26 protein-coding genes are annotated in these 12,874 nt (G+C 57.9%); all 26 read left to right on the top strand.

Annotated elements, in window-relative coordinates:
• Window positions 1–11: 11 nt before the first annotated feature.
• Entirely contained in the window at window positions 12–845 is an 834-nt protein-coding gene (gene rplB, locus R0382_RS02325; RefSeq protein ID WP_432721969.1) for a 50S ribosomal protein L2, read from the top strand.
• 6 nt (window positions 846–851) lie between these two features.
• On the top strand, window positions 852–1,127 hold the full coding sequence (gene rpsS, locus R0382_RS02320; RefSeq protein WP_203539897.1) for a 30S ribosomal protein S19: 276 nt from the start codon (window positions 852–854) through the stop codon (window positions 1,125–1,127).
• A gap of 9 nt (window positions 1,128–1,136) precedes the next feature.
• Window positions 1,137–1,466 (top strand): 50S ribosomal protein L22, encoded by a 330-nt coding sequence (gene rplV / locus R0382_RS02315; RefSeq protein WP_200916659.1) that lies wholly within the window; start codon window positions 1,137–1,139, stop codon window positions 1,464–1,466.
• Window positions 1,467–1,475: 9 nt separating this feature from the next.
• Window positions 1,476–2,180: a 30S ribosomal protein S3 gene (gene rpsC, locus R0382_RS02310; protein WP_070530660.1), complete on the top strand. Its 705-nt coding sequence runs from the start codon at window positions 1,476–1,478 to the stop codon at window positions 2,178–2,180.
• Window positions 2,164–2,580, top strand: coding sequence for a 50S ribosomal protein L16 (rplP, locus tag R0382_RS02305; protein WP_432721966.1), 417 nt, complete (start codon window positions 2,164–2,166; stop codon window positions 2,578–2,580). Before rpsC ends, rplP begins: the two co-directional genes overlap by 17 nt.
• Entirely contained in the window at window positions 2,580–2,768 is a 189-nt protein-coding gene (rpmC, locus tag R0382_RS02300; RefSeq protein WP_189462420.1) for a 50S ribosomal protein L29, read from the top strand. The genes rplP and rpmC overlap by 1 nt, the downstream gene beginning before the upstream one ends.
• Window position 2,769: 1 nt before the next feature.
• Window positions 2,770–3,033 (top strand): 30S ribosomal protein S17, encoded by a 264-nt coding sequence (gene rpsQ, locus R0382_RS02295; RefSeq protein ID WP_432721965.1) that lies wholly within the window; start codon window positions 2,770–2,772, stop codon window positions 3,031–3,033.
• A gap of 202 nt (window positions 3,034–3,235) precedes the next feature.
• The gene (gene rplN / locus R0382_RS02290) at window positions 3,236–3,604 is read left to right on the top strand and encodes a 50S ribosomal protein L14 (protein ID WP_070530665.1); all 369 of its coding nucleotides are present in this window, start codon (window positions 3,236–3,238) and stop codon (window positions 3,602–3,604) included.
• A gap of 11 nt (window positions 3,605–3,615) precedes the next feature.
• Window positions 3,616–3,936, top strand: a complete 321-nt coding sequence (gene rplX / locus R0382_RS02285; RefSeq protein ID WP_432721962.1) for a 50S ribosomal protein L24 — start codon at window positions 3,616–3,618, stop codon at window positions 3,934–3,936.
• A gap of 11 nt (window positions 3,937–3,947) precedes the next feature.
• Window positions 3,948–4,487: a 50S ribosomal protein L5 gene (gene rplE / locus R0382_RS02280; RefSeq protein WP_070530669.1), complete on the top strand. Its 540-nt coding sequence runs from the start codon at window positions 3,948–3,950 to the stop codon at window positions 4,485–4,487.
• A 7-nt stretch (window positions 4,488–4,494) separates the two neighbouring features.
• Window positions 4,495–4,800, top strand: a complete 306-nt coding sequence (gene rpsN, locus R0382_RS02275) for a 30S ribosomal protein S14 (protein ID WP_432721960.1) — start codon at window positions 4,495–4,497, stop codon at window positions 4,798–4,800.
• Between the two features lie 15 nt (window positions 4,801–4,815).
• On the top strand, window positions 4,816–5,208 hold the full coding sequence (rpsH, locus tag R0382_RS02270) for a 30S ribosomal protein S8 (RefSeq protein WP_432721958.1): 393 nt from the start codon (window positions 4,816–4,818) through the stop codon (window positions 5,206–5,208).
• Between the two features lie 12 nt (window positions 5,209–5,220).
• Window positions 5,221–5,754 carry a 50S ribosomal protein L6 gene (rplF, locus tag R0382_RS02265; RefSeq protein WP_432721956.1) on the top strand — a complete coding sequence of 178 codons (534 nt, stop codon included), beginning with the start codon at window positions 5,221–5,223 and terminating at the stop codon, window positions 5,752–5,754.
• 13 nt (window positions 5,755–5,767) lie between these two features.
• A complete protein-coding gene (gene rplR / locus R0382_RS02260; RefSeq protein WP_070530676.1) occupies window positions 5,768–6,121 on the top strand; it encodes a 50S ribosomal protein L18 in 354 nt (117 codons plus the stop codon).
• A gap of 13 nt (window positions 6,122–6,134) precedes the next feature.
• Window positions 6,135–6,647: a 30S ribosomal protein S5 gene (gene rpsE, locus R0382_RS02255; RefSeq protein ID WP_189462403.1), complete on the top strand. Its 513-nt coding sequence runs from the start codon at window positions 6,135–6,137 to the stop codon at window positions 6,645–6,647.
• Complete coding sequence (gene rpmD, locus R0382_RS02250; RefSeq protein WP_070530679.1) at window positions 6,647–6,832, top strand: 50S ribosomal protein L30; 186 nt, start codon at window positions 6,647–6,649, stop codon at window positions 6,830–6,832. Before rpsE ends, rpmD begins: the two co-directional genes overlap by 1 nt.
• Window positions 6,833–7,267, top strand: coding sequence for a 50S ribosomal protein L15 (gene rplO, locus R0382_RS02245; RefSeq protein ID WP_432721953.1), 435 nt, complete (start codon window positions 6,833–6,835; stop codon window positions 7,265–7,267).
• A gap of 25 nt (window positions 7,268–7,292) precedes the next feature.
• Entirely contained in the window at window positions 7,293–8,597 is a 1,305-nt protein-coding gene (secY, locus tag R0382_RS02240) for a preprotein translocase subunit SecY (protein ID WP_432721952.1), read from the top strand.
• 21 nt (window positions 8,598–8,618) lie between these two features.
• On the top strand, window positions 8,619–8,837 hold the full coding sequence (gene infA / locus R0382_RS02235; protein ID WP_070530685.1) for a translation initiation factor IF-1: 219 nt from the start codon (window positions 8,619–8,621) through the stop codon (window positions 8,835–8,837).
• 37 nt (window positions 8,838–8,874) lie between these two features.
• Window positions 8,875–8,988: a 50S ribosomal protein L36 gene (gene rpmJ / locus R0382_RS02230; protein WP_018748524.1), complete on the top strand. Its 114-nt coding sequence runs from the start codon at window positions 8,875–8,877 to the stop codon at window positions 8,986–8,988.
• A 62-nt stretch (window positions 8,989–9,050) separates the two neighbouring features.
• Window positions 9,051–9,413, top strand: a complete 363-nt coding sequence (rpsM, locus tag R0382_RS02225; protein WP_070530686.1) for a 30S ribosomal protein S13 — start codon at window positions 9,051–9,053, stop codon at window positions 9,411–9,413.
• Window positions 9,414–9,430: 17 nt separating this feature from the next.
• Complete coding sequence (rpsK, locus tag R0382_RS02220; protein ID WP_018748522.1) at window positions 9,431–9,823, top strand: 30S ribosomal protein S11; 393 nt, start codon at window positions 9,431–9,433, stop codon at window positions 9,821–9,823.
• A gap of 14 nt (window positions 9,824–9,837) precedes the next feature.
• Window positions 9,838–10,464, top strand: coding sequence for a 30S ribosomal protein S4 (gene rpsD / locus R0382_RS02215; protein WP_432721948.1), 627 nt, complete (start codon window positions 9,838–9,840; stop codon window positions 10,462–10,464).
• Window positions 10,465–10,500: 36 nt separating this feature from the next.
• Complete coding sequence (locus R0382_RS02210; protein WP_070530689.1) at window positions 10,501–11,484, top strand: DNA-directed RNA polymerase subunit alpha; 984 nt, start codon at window positions 10,501–10,503, stop codon at window positions 11,482–11,484.
• Between the two features lie 25 nt (window positions 11,485–11,509).
• On the top strand, window positions 11,510–11,899 hold the full coding sequence (gene rplQ, locus R0382_RS02205; RefSeq protein WP_432721946.1) for a 50S ribosomal protein L17: 390 nt from the start codon (window positions 11,510–11,512) through the stop codon (window positions 11,897–11,899).
• 139 nt (window positions 11,900–12,038) lie between these two features.
• On the top strand, window positions 12,039–12,863 hold the full coding sequence (locus R0382_RS02200; protein WP_432721944.1) for a symmetrical bis(5'-nucleosyl)-tetraphosphatase: 825 nt from the start codon (window positions 12,039–12,041) through the stop codon (window positions 12,861–12,863).
• Window positions 12,864–12,874: the final 11 nt, after the last annotated feature.

Below are 12,874 nucleotides of genomic sequence, written 5' to 3'. Positions count from 1 at the left end.
GGGGACTGAAAATGGCATTGGTTAAAGTAAAACCGACGTCCGCCGGTCGCCGCGCTGTCGTCAAGGTTGTCAATCCGGATCTGCACAAGGGTGCGCCGTACGCGCCGCTGCTCGAGTCGCAAAGCAAGACCGCAGGTCGTAACAACCGCGGTGTGATCACGACCCGTCACAAGGGTGGTGGCCACAAGCAGCACTATCGCATGATCGATTTCAAGCGCAACAAGGATGGCATCGTTGCCAAAGTTGAGCGCCTGGAATACGACCCGAACCGCACCGCGAACATCGCGCTGCTGTGCTACGCCGACGGCGAACGCCGTTACATCATCGCCCCGAAGGGCCTGAAGGCTGGCATGACCGTGGTTTCGGGCTCGGAAGCGCCGATCAAGGCGGGTAACGCCCTGCCGATCCGCAATATTCCGGTCGGTTCGACCATTCACTGCGTCGAAATGCAGCCGGGCAAGGGCGCGCAAATCGCTCGCTCCGCTGGTGCTTCGGTGCAGCTGCTGGCGCGCGAAGGTGCTTACGCTCAGCTGCGTCTGCGCTCGGGTGAAATCCGCAAGGTGCACATCGATTGCCGCGCGACGCTGGGCGAAGTCGGTAACGAAGAGCATAGCCTCCGTTCGTACGGTAAGGCTGGTGCGAAGCGCTGGTTGGGTATCCGCCCGACGGTGCGTGGTACGGCCATGAACCCGATCGATCACCCGCACGGTGGTGGTGAGGGTCGTACTGGTGAAGGCCGTGTGCCGGTTAGCCCGTGGGGCCAGCCGACCAAGGGCTATCGTACCCGCAACAACAAGCGCACCGACGGCATGATCGTCCGTCGTCGTCCTGCGAACAAGGGGTAATTGAACATGTCACGTTCTGTCAAGAAGGGCCCGTTCGTTGACCTGCACCTGATCAAGAAGATCGAGAGTGCGCGCAACTCGAACGACAAGCGCCCGATCAAGACCTGGTCGCGTCGTTCCACGGTGCTGCCGGACTTCGTCGGTCTGACGATTGCCGTGCACAACGGCAAGCAGCACGTTCCGGTTTACGTGAACGAAAACATGGTTGGCCACAAGCTCGGCGAGTTCGCACTCACCCGGACTTTCAAAGGCCATGCCGCCGATAAAAAAGCCAAGCGCTAAGGTGAAGACATGCAAGTATCCGCTGTACTGAGCAGTGCTCGTGTTTCCGCCCAAAAAGCGCGCCTGGTCGCTGACCTGGTCCGTGGCAAATCGGTGGAGCAAGCGCTGAACATTCTGGCTTTCAGCCCGAAGAAAAGTGCCGTTCTGATCAAAAAAGTGCTCGAGTCGGCGATTGCCAACGCAGAGCACAACGAGGGTGCCGACATCGACAGCCTCAAGGTCGCGACGATTTTTGTGGATAAGGGTCCGTCCCTCAAGCGCTTTACCGCTCGTGCCAAGGGTCGCGGTAACAAGATTGAGAAGCAGACCTGCCACATCACGCTGACTGTCGGCGACTAAGGAGCGAAAATGGGTCAGAAAATTCATCCGACGGGTTTTCGTCTCGCCGTCACCAAGAACTGGGCTTCGCGTTGGTACGCCAACAGCAAGAACTTCGCCGGCATGCTTACTGCCGACATCGAAGTTCGTGAGTTTCTGAAGAAGAAACTGGCGAATGCCTCGGTCAGCCGTGTCGTGATCGAGCGCCCGGCCAAGAATGCCCGTATCACCATTCATACTGCCCGTCCGGGTGTTGTGATCGGTAAGAAGGGCGAGGATATCGAGTCGCTGAAGAAGCAACTGCAGAACATCCTCAAGGTGCCGGTCCACGTCAACATCGAAGAAGTCCGCAAGCCGGAAATCGATGCGCAGATCATCGCCGACAGCATCGCGTCGCAGCTGGAAAAGCGCGTGATGTTCCGTCGTGCCATGAAGCGCGCGATGCAAAACGCCATGCGTCTGGGTGCCCAGGGCATCAAGATCATGTCGTCGGGCCGTCTGAACGGTATTGAAATCGCCCGTACCGAATGGTACCGCGAAGGTCGTGTGCCGCTGCACACCCTGCGCGCGGACATCGACTACGCGACGAGCGAAGCGAAGACCACGTACGGCATCATCGGTATCAAGGTTTGGGTTTACAAAGGCGAAGTGAAGCCGGGCGAAAAGGCTGCAGAGCCGGCGCCGGAAACCCAGCGTAAAGCACGAAAGGGGCCTCGTAATGCTGCAGCCAACTAGACTCAAGTTCCGTAAGGTCCAGAAGGGCCGCAACACCGGTATCGCTACCCGCGGTAACAGCGTTGCCTTTGGCACCTTCGGTCTCAAGGCGATCAGCCGCGGCCGTCTGACAGCCCGTCAGATCGAAGCTGCGCGTCGCGCCATCACCCGCTACATCAAGCGTGGTGGCCGCGTGTGGATTCGTGCGTTCCCGGATAAGCCGATTTCGACCAAGCCGGCCGAAGTGCGGATGGGTAATGGTAAGGGTAGCCCGGAGTACTGGGTTGCTGAAATCCAGCCGGGCAAGGTCCTGTATGAACTCGACGGCGTCGCCGAAGAAGTCGCTCGTGAAGCGTTCCGCCTGGCTTCGGCCAAGCTGCCGTTTGCGACTGCCTTCGTCGCTCGCCAAGTGGGGCAATGATGAAAGCTGCTGAACTGCGTCAAAAATCCGTCGAAGAGCTCAAGGTCGAGCTGACGGCGCTGCTCAAAGCCCAATTCAGCCTGCGCATGCAAAATGCGACCGGCCAACTGGCAAAAAACAGCGAAATCAACCGGGTGCGCAAGGATATTGCGCGCGTTCATACCATCCTGGCTGAGAAGGCTGCTTAATATGAGCGAAGCGAAACTCAAGCGTACGCTGACCGGCCGTATCGTCAGCGATAAAATGGACAAGACGGTTACCGTCCTGGTCGAGCATCTGGTCAAGCACCCGCTGTACGGCAAGGTGGTTCGTCGTTCCAAGAAGTATCACGCGCACGACGAAACCAACCAGTATCACGAAGGTGATCTGGTGACGATCGTCGAAGGTCGTCCGCTGTCCAAGACTAAGTCCTGGGTTGTGACTGCGCTGATCGAAAAAGCACGCATCGTCTGATTGACGGTAGGCCGGATTCCGGTCTAGTGCTTGCGCGGGCATTGTACGTCTTGTACAATGCCCGTTTTCCCATCTGCGGTGGTGTAGTTTACTGCCGCGTGTTTCTCCCCCTCGCGGGGTCCAAAACTGACTGCATTGCTCGGTTTTGCCGGGCGTCTCGGCTTTGTCGAGGTTTGCGGTACAAGTTGGAGGTTGTTTTTCCATGATCCAAATGCAATCCATGTTGGAGGTTGCAGACAATACCGGTGCGCGTCACGTGATGTGCATCAAGGTGTTGGGCGGCTCCAAGCGTCGCTACGCTTCGGTGGGCGACATCATCAAGGTGACCATCAAAGATGCGGCACCGCGTGGTCGCGTCAAGAAGGGTGACGTATATAGCGCCGTGGTGGTTCGCACCGCCAAGGGCGTGCGTCGCGCCGACGGTTCGCTGATCAAGTTCGACGGCAATGCCGCCGTTCTCCTTAACAACAAGCTTGAGCCGATCGGCACCCGTATCTTCGGGCCGGTAACGCGTGAGCTGCGCACCGAGAAGTTCATGAAGATCGTCTCGCTTGCGCCGGAAGTGCTGTAAGGAGAGATGGCATGAACAAGATTCGCAAAGGTGACGAGATCGTCGTCATCACCGGCAAGGACAAGGGCAAGCGCGGCACCGTGCTGCGCGTGATTCCGACTGCAGACCAAGTGATCGTCGAAGGCGTGAACGTTGCTAAAAAGCACGTGAAGCCGAACCCGATGCGTGGTCAGCAAGGTGGTATTGTCGAAAAGACCATGCCGCTGCACGTTTCGAACGTTGCGATTTTCAATGCTGCGACCGGCAAGGCTGATCGCGTGGGCTTCAAGCTGTTGGATGACGGCAAAAAAGTTCGCGTGTTCAAGTCGAGCGGCGAAGTGATTGGCGCTTAAGGGGTATAAACATGGCTCGTTTGCAAGATTTTTACAAAGAGCAGGTTGTGCCGGCGCTGATCGAGCAGTTCGGTTACAAGTCTGTGATGGAAGTGCCGCGCATCGAAAAGATCACCGTCAACATGGGTGTCGGTGAAGCGGTTGCTGACAAGAAAGTGATGGAACACGCTGTTGGCGACATGGAAAAGATCACCGGCCAAAAGGCTGTGGTCACCAAGGCCAAGAAGTCCATCGCTGGCTTCAAGATTCGTGACGGCTATCCGGTTGGCTGCAAGGTCACCCTGCGTCGCGAACGCATGTTCGAGTTCTTTGATCGCCTGGTTTCGGTTGCGCTGCCGCGCGTCCGTGACTTCCGTGGTGTGCCGGCCAAGTCGTTCGACGGTCGCGGCAACTTCAACATGGGTGTGCGTGAACAGATCATCTTCCCGGAAATCGAGTACGACAAGATCGACGCGCTCCGCGGTATGAACATCACCATCACCACGACGGCGAAGACTGACGAAGAAGCGCGCGCGCTGCTGTCGGCCTTCAAGTTTCCGTTCAAGAACTGAGGCGATCATGGCAAAACTTGCACTGATTAAACGTGAAGAAAAGCGTCGCGCCGTCGTTGAGAAGTTTGCTGCCAAGCGCAATGCGCTGGTTGCAATCGCCAACGATGCCAACGCCAGCGAAGAAGACCGCTTCCAGGCTCGCCTGAAGCTGCAGCAGCTGCCGCGCAACTCCAGCAAAGTCCGTTTGCACAACCGTTGCGCGCTGACTGGTCGTCCGCGTGGCGTGTACAGCAAATTTGGTCTTGGCCGTAACAAACTGCGCGAGCTCGCCATGAAGGGTGAAATCCCCGGCATGGTGAAGGCCAGCTGGTAATAGGAGAACAGAAACATGGCAATGCATGATCCTATCGCCGATATGCTGACCCGTATCCGTAACGCGCAGCGTGCGGACAAGGTTTCGGTGGCGATGCCGTCTTCCAAGCTGAAGGTGGCAATTGCTAAAGTGCTGCAGGACGAAGGTTATGTTGAATCCTTCGCTGTGGCTGGTGATGTGAAGCCGACGCTGACCATCGAACTCAAATACTACGCCGGTCGTCCGGTGATCGAACGCATCGAGCGCATCTCGAAGCCGGGTCTGCGCATCTACAAGGGTGCCACCGAGGTCCCGCAAGTGATGAATGGCCTCGGCGTGGCGATCCTGTCCACCTCCAAGGGTGTGATGACCGACCGCAAGGCGCGCGCCCAGGGTGTTGGCGGCGAGCTGCTCTGCGTCGTGGCTTAAGGAGAGTAATCGATGTCTCGCGTAGCTAAAAATCCGGTAGCCATTCCGGCTGGCGTCGAAGTCAAGATCGGCGCTGAAGAAATCGTCATCAAGGGCCCGAACGGCTCGCTGGCTCAGGCTCTGACCGGCAATGTCGATGTCAAGGTTGAAGACAACGCACTGGTGTTTGCTGCCCGCAATGGCGACAAGCAATCCCGTTCGATGTCCGGCACCCTCCGTGCACTGGTCAACAATATGGTGACCGGCGTCTCCAAGGGCTTCGAGCGCAAGCTGACCCTGGTTGGCGTGGGTTATCGTGCCCAGGCACAAGGCGACACCCTCAATCTGACCCTCGGCTTCTCCCACCCGGTCGCGCACAAGATGCCGGCTGGTGTGAAGGTGGAAACGCCGTCGCAGACCGAGATTGTCCTCAAGGGCGCCGACAAGCAGGTCGTTGGTCAGGTCGCAGCTGACATCCGCGCATACCGCGCGCCGGAACCGTATAAGGGTAAGGGCGTTCGCTATTCGGATGAAGTTGTTGTCCGTAAAGAAACCAAGAAGAAGTAATCGAGGCTGAATCATGGACAAGAAAGAAACTCGACTCCGCCGCGCACGCAAAACCCGTGCAAAGATTGCGGAGCTCAAGGCGGTGCGCCTGTCGGTGCACCGGACCAACAGCCATATCTATGCGCAAGTCATCGACGCAACCGGCAGCAAGGTGCTGGCCGTTGCTTCGACGCTTGAAGCCGATGTGCGCGGTCAGATCAAGAACGGCGCTTCGGTCGAAGCTGCAGCGGCTGTCGGCAAGCGTATTGCTGAGAAAGCCAAGGCTGCCGGCATCGAGAACGTTGCGTTCGATCGTTCCGGTTTCCACTATCACGGTCGCGTAAAGGCTCTGGCCGACGCGGCTCGTGAAGGCGGCCTCGTCTTCTAATTGGAGTTATCAAATGGCTAGAAACGAAGCAGAAGATCGTCAGGACGGCCTTCGCGAGAAAATGGTTGGCGTGAATCGCGTCACCAAGGTCGTGAAGGGTGGCCGGATCATGGGCTTTGCCGCACTGACCGTCGTTGGCGACGGCGATGGCGGCGTTGGTATGGGCAAGGGTAAAGCGAAGGAAGTGCCGGTTGCGGTGCAGAAGGCGCTGGACGAAGCCCGTCGCAAGCTGTTCAAAGCATCGCTGAAGAACGGCACCGTGCCGCACTCGGTGATCGGCAAGCACGGTGCGACCACCGTGTTCATGCAACCGGCACCGGAAGGTACCGGCATCATCGCCGGCGGCCCGATGCGCGCTGTGTTCGAAGTGGCTGGTGTGCACAACATCACCGCGAAGATCCACGGTTCGACCAACCCGTACAACGTGGTTCGCGCCACGCTGGACGGCCTTGCCAAGCTGCACACCGCCGGCGATATCGCGGCCAAGCGCGGCAAGACCGTCGAAGAACTCTTCGGGGGTGAATAATGACTGACGCGAAGAAAATCAAGGTCACGCTCGTCAAGAGCCTGATCGGTCGCCTGGAAAGCCACAAGGCCTGCGCCCGTGGTCTGGGTCTGCGCAAGCTGAACAGCTCGTCGGAAGTGATCGATACCCCGGAAAACCGCGGCATGATCAACAAGATTAGCTACCTCTTGAAGGTGGAGGGCTAAATGGAACTGAATAACCTGAAACCGGGTGTTGGCGCTAAGCACGCCAAGCGCCGTGTTGGCCGCGGTATCGGCTCGGGCCTGGGCAAGACCGCTGGTCGAGGCCATAAGGGTCAGAAGTCGCGTACCGGTGGTTTCCACAAGGTCGGCTTTGAAGGCGGTCAAATGCCGCTGCAACGTCGTCTGCCGAAGCGCGGCTTCAAGTCGCTGTCGGCTGGCAAGTCGGTGGAAGTGAGCTTGGCAGACCTGAATCGTCTGCCGGTGAACGACATCGATTTCCTGACGCTGCTGCAGGCAGGTCTGGTTTCGCAACGCGCGAACCAAGCCAAGGTCATTCTGGCTGGCAAGATCGAACGTGCAATCACTCTGAAGGGCGTTGGCGCCACGAAGGGTGCGCGTGCAGCGATCGAAGCCGCTGGTGGCTCCATCGTCGAGTAATTCGGCTATTGAATAGGGCAGTAACGTGGCAAATCCCGCTCTGGCTTCTGCTGGTAGTAAGTTCGCGGATCTGAAGAAACGCATCTGGTTCTTGGTCGGTGCACTGATCGTTTATCGTATCGGTGCGCACATCCCCGTGCCGGGGATCAACCCGGCCGAGCTGGCGCGTCTCTTCGAAAGTTCGCAAACCGGTCTCCTGAACATGTTCAACATGTTTTCGGGTGGCGCCCTGTCGCGCTTTACCGTGTTTGCGATCGGGATCATGCCTTACATCTCTGCTTCGATCATTCTGCAGCTGGCATCGGAAGTCTTTCCGACGCTGAAGCAGTTGAAGAAGGAGGGTGAGGCCGGTCGTCGCAAGATCACCCAGTACACGCGTTATGCGACCGTACTGTTGGCGACCGCGCAGAGCTTCGGGATTGCCATGATGCTGTTCAAGCAGCCTAACCTGGTTATGTTGCCGCAGCTGCAGTTCATCATCATGACGGTCATCACGCTGGTGACCGGCACGATGTTCCTGATGTGGCTGGGTGAGCAAATTACCGAGCGTGGTATCGGCAACGGGATTTCGATCCTCATCTGCGGTGGTATCGCCGCAGGTGTGCCGGGCGCGATCGGCAAGACGCTGACCCTTGCCAACCAGGGCGCACTGCCGATCATTCTGGTCCTGTTCCTGTTCGTTGGCGTGGTGTTGCTGACGGCTGCCGTGGTGTTTGTCGAGCGTGGTCAACGCAAAGTGCCTGTGCACTATGCCAAGCGCCAGGTCGGCAACCGCATCATGCAGGCGCAAAGCACGCATCTGCCGCTGAAGCTGAACATGGCTGGGGTGATTCCGCCGATCTTCGCCTCGTCGATCATCCTGTTCCCGGCGACCGTGCTGTCCTGGACCGGTAACAGCGATAAACTGTCGTGGCTGAAGTCGATCGGTGACATGCTGCATCCGGGCCAGCCGCTGTATGTATTGCTGTATGCTGCTGCGATTATCTTCTTCTGCTACTTCTACACCGCGCTGGTCTTCAATCCGAAGGAAACCGCGGACAATCTGAAGAAGAGTGGGGCGATGATCCCGGGTTATCGACCGGGTGAGCACACGGCACGCTATATCGAGAAGCTGATCCTCAAGTTGACGCTGATCGGTGCGGTTTATATCACCGTGATCTGTCTGATTCCGGAGTTCCTGATCCTCAAGTGGAACGTACCGTTCTACTTCGGTGGTACTTCGCTGCTGATCCTAGTGGTGGTGACCATGGACTTCATGTCACAGATGCAATCGTATGTGTTGTCGCATCAGTATGAAGGCCTGTTGAAGAAAGCAAACTTCAAGGGTTAAGGGCTGAGCCCGAGCAAAACAATGTCGAAAGAAGACGTCATTCAGATGCAGGGCGAAGTCCTGGAAACGTTGCCAAACGCAACGTTCCGGGTCAAGCTCGAAAACGGACATGTGGTCCTTGGTCATATTTCCGGCAAGATGCGTAAGCATTACATTCGCATCCTACCCGGTGATAAGGTTACTGTAGAGCTCACGCCCTACGATCTGACCAAGGCTCGCATCGTATTCCGGGCCAAGTGAGCGCCCGGAATTTCATTTTTGACTGAAAGGAAAGACGATGAGAGTTCAAGCATCGGTCAAGAAAATCTGCCGCAATTGCAAAATCATCCGCCGCAACCGTGTTGTGCGCGTGATCTGCACTGACCCGCGGCACAAGCAACGCCAAGGTTGATTTGAGTCAATCGGCCGCAGGCGTTATAATCTGCAACTTTTTTAACCTGGGGTAAGGAAGTTATGGCCCGTATTGCTGGGGTTAACATCCCTAATCATCAGCATACTGTGATCGGCCTTCAGGCAATCTTCGGCATCGGCCGCACTCGCGCCTACGCGATCTGCGCTGCTACTGCCATTGATACTGCCAAGAAGGTCAAAGATCTCAGTGAAGCTGAGCTCGACAAGCTGCGTGAAGAAATCGGCAAGTACATCGTTGAAGGTGATCTTCGCCGTGAAAACACGATGGCAATCAAGCGTCTCATGGACCTTGGCTGCTACCGCGGTTTCCGTCATCGCAAGGGCTTGCCTGTTCGCGGCCAGCGCACTCGCACCAATGCTCGTACTCGTAAGGGTCCGCGCAAGGCGATTGCTGGCAAGAAGTAATCTAAGGAATACAAAGAATGGCTAAAGCAAACACAGTGCGTGTACGGAAGAAAGTCAAAAAGAGCGTGTCTGAAGGGATCGTGCATGTGCACGCTTCGTTCAACAACACGATCATTACCATCACCGATCGCCAAGGCAATGCACTTTCTTGGGCTACCTCGGGCGGTGCTGGTTTCAAGGGCTCTCGGAAAAGTACACCCTTCGCAGCCCAGGTGGCCGCGGAGCACGCTGGTAAAGTTGCCCAAGAATATGGTGTGAAGAACCTTGAAGTTCGTATCAAGGGCCCTGGTCCGGGTCGCGAATCCGCCGTGCGTGCATTGAACGCACTCGGCTTCAAGATCACCAGCATTTCGGACGTGACCCCGGTGCCGCACAACGGCTGCCGTCCGCCGAAAAAGCGTCGTATCTAATCCCGGAGTAAGACATGGCTCGTTATATTGGACCCAAGTGCAAACTCGCACGCCGTGAGGGTACTGACCTTTTCCTCAAGAGCGCACGCCGCTCGCTCGACAGCAAGTGCAAGCTGGAACAAGCCCCAGGCCAGCACGGCGCTAACGGCAAACAGCCGCGTCTGTCGGACTATGGCGTTCACCTGCGTGAAAAGCAAAAAATCCGTCGTATCTACGGCGTGCTGGAACGTCAGTTCCGTCGTTATTTCGAACAGGCCAGCGCTCGCAAGGGCTCCACGGGTGAAAACCTGCTGAAGCTGCTTGAGTCGCGTCTGGACAACGTCGTTTACCGTATGGGCTTCGGCTCGACTCGCGCCGAAGCTCGCCAGCTGGTTTCCCACTGCGCGCTGACCGTGAACGGTAACGTCGTCAACATCGCGTCCTTCCAAGTCAAGGCTGGCGACGTCGTCGCTATCCGTGAGAAGGCCAAGAAGCAGGTTCGCATTCAGGAAGCGTTGTCGCTTGCTGAAGGCATTGGCTTCCCGGGCTGGGTTCAGGTGGATTCCAAGAAAATGGAAGGCGTGTTCAAAAGCACGCCGGAGCGTTCCGATCTCTCCAGCGATCTCAATGAGTCGCTGGTGGTGGAATTCTACTCCAAGTAAACACTGAACCGTTTTCAGGCCAAGGGATACTGATACATGCAAAACCTCGCTAACGAGTTGCTCAAGCCGCGCATCATCGACGTGCAGGCTCAATCTTCCGCCCAAGCACGGGTGGTGATGGAGCCGTTCGAGCGCGGTTACGGCCATACGCTCGGTAACGCCCTGCGCCGGATCCTGTTGTCGTCGATGCCGGGCTACGCCCCCACCGAGGTCAAGATCGAAGGCATCGTGCACGAATATTCCGCTCTGGATGGCGTGCAGGAAGATGTCGTCGATATTCTCTTGAACCTCAAAGGGGTCGTGCTCAAGCTGCATGGCCGTGACTCGGTCACGCTCACGCTCGTCAAAGACGGCGAGGGCGTGGTCAAGGCCGGTGATATCCAGCTGCCGCACGATGTCGAAGTCGTGAACCCCGATCACGTGGTTGCTCACCTGTCCGCAGGTGGCAAGCTGAACGTCGAAATCAAGGTCGAGAAGGGCCGTGGTTACCAGCCTGCACCGGCTCGTCTGAACAAGGACGAGAACCGCAGCATTGGTACCATCCAGCTCGATGCGTCGTTCAGCCCGATCCGTCGGGTCAGCTACCAGGTCGAAAGCGCTCGCGTCGAGCAGCGCACCGATCTGGATCGCCTGATCCTCGATATCGAGACCAATGGCGTGCTGACGCCGGAAGATGCGGTTCGCCAAGCGGCCCGTATTCTGATGGACCAGCTGTCGGTGTTCGCAGATCTCGAAGGGACGCCGGTTGAGGAAGAGAAGCCCGCTGCGCCGCAGATCGATCCGATCCTGCTGCGTCCGGTGGACGATCTTGAGTTGACCGTCCGTTCGGCAAACTGCCTGAAGGCCGAGAACATCTACTACATCGGGGATCTGATCCAGCGCACCGAGACTGAGCTCTTGAAGGCGCCGAATCTGGGCCGCAAGTCCTTGAATGAAATCAAGGAAGTGCTCGCCTCGAAGGGCCTGTCGCTGGGTATGCGCCTCGAGAACTGGCCGCCGGCTGGCTTGGAAAAGCCCTGAGCGGTCAACGGAAAGGAACTGACAAATGCGTCATGGTAATGGCAACCGCAAACTGAATCGTACCTCGGCTCACCGCCAAGCGCTGCTGCGCAACCTGGCGAATGCGCTGCTGCGTCACGAAGTCATCAAAACCACGCTGCCGAAGGCCAAGGAACTGCGCCGCGTCGCAGAGCCGCTGATCACCCTCGGCAAGAAGCCGTCGCTGGCAAACCGTCGTCTCGCATTCGATCGCACCCGCGATCGCGAGATGGTCGTCAAGCTGTTCGACGTGCTGGGCCCGCGTTACGCCAACCGTAATGGTGGCTATCTGCGTATTCTGAAGTGCGGTTTCCGCGATGGCGACAATGCCCCGATGGCATTCGTCGAACTCGTTGACCGCCCGGAAGAAGCCGAAGTGGTTGAAGCTGCCGAGTAATCGCAGCGATATAGTGAAAAGGCCGGCGTCAGCTGGCCTTTTTGCTTTTTTGGAAGCGGTTCGCGGCGGACTTGGATTGGTCCCGCGCTGATCGTAGACTGTTTATGTTGCGTTGCGAGATTACGGGATCGGGTGAGTTATGGCGCGGTTTGCGATTGGCGATATTCAGGGCTGCTTTGATGAGTTGCAGCTGCTACTCGAGCGAATGGGGTTTGAGCCCGGTCGCGATACGCTTTACCTCGTCGGTGATCTGGTGAACCGAGGGCCGGACTCCGCAGCAGTGCTGCGCTGGGCTAAAAGGCATGATGATGCGGTGCGAGTCGTGCTCGGTAACCACGACCTGAGCCTGTTGGCGCTGTCGGCGGGCATCGGCAAAGCGCGCCCCGGCGACACCATGGCTGCTGTGCTGGAGGCCGATGATGCATCGGCTCTGCTCGATTGGTTGCGTCTGCAGCCGCTGGTGTTGCCGCTAGAGGACACACTGATTGTTCATGCCGGTATCTGGCCAGGCTGGACGCAGCAGCAGGCGATCGAGCTTGCGAGCGAAGTGCAGTTGCAACTGGCTGGGCGAAATTGGCGCGACGGTCTGACGCAGATGTATGGTAATCAGCCGGCGTGCTGGGACGAGACGCTAGATGGTTGGGCGCGATGGCGTTTCGTGGTGAATGCGCTGACGCGGATGCGCTTTGTTGACGCGGCTGGTGCGCTGCAACTGAAGTTCAAGGGTGAACTGGCCGATGCGCCGGCCGAACTTTATCCGTGGTTTGACTGGCCGCAGCGCGTGCCGACCTCGCGCATCGTTTGCGGTCACTGGTCAGCGCTCGGCTTGCGAGTTCGCGATCAGTTGATTGCACTCGATACCGGTTGCATCTGGGGGGGCGCATTGACGGGCGTCGACCTTGATAGCGGCCGCCTGTACCAAGTGCCGGCTAGACGTGAGTATCAGTCGTTATTGGCGGCGTAGCGCCGCACTCG

The sequence above is a fragment of the Jeongeupia wiesaeckerbachi genome, assembly GCF_050916355.1.
GTDB classification, from domain to species: Bacteria; Pseudomonadota; Gammaproteobacteria; order Burkholderiales; family Chitinibacteraceae; genus Jeongeupia; species Jeongeupia wiesaeckerbachi.
Note: the sequence above shows the minus strand (reverse complement) of the source record. Positions and strands in the feature narration are given on the sequence as shown.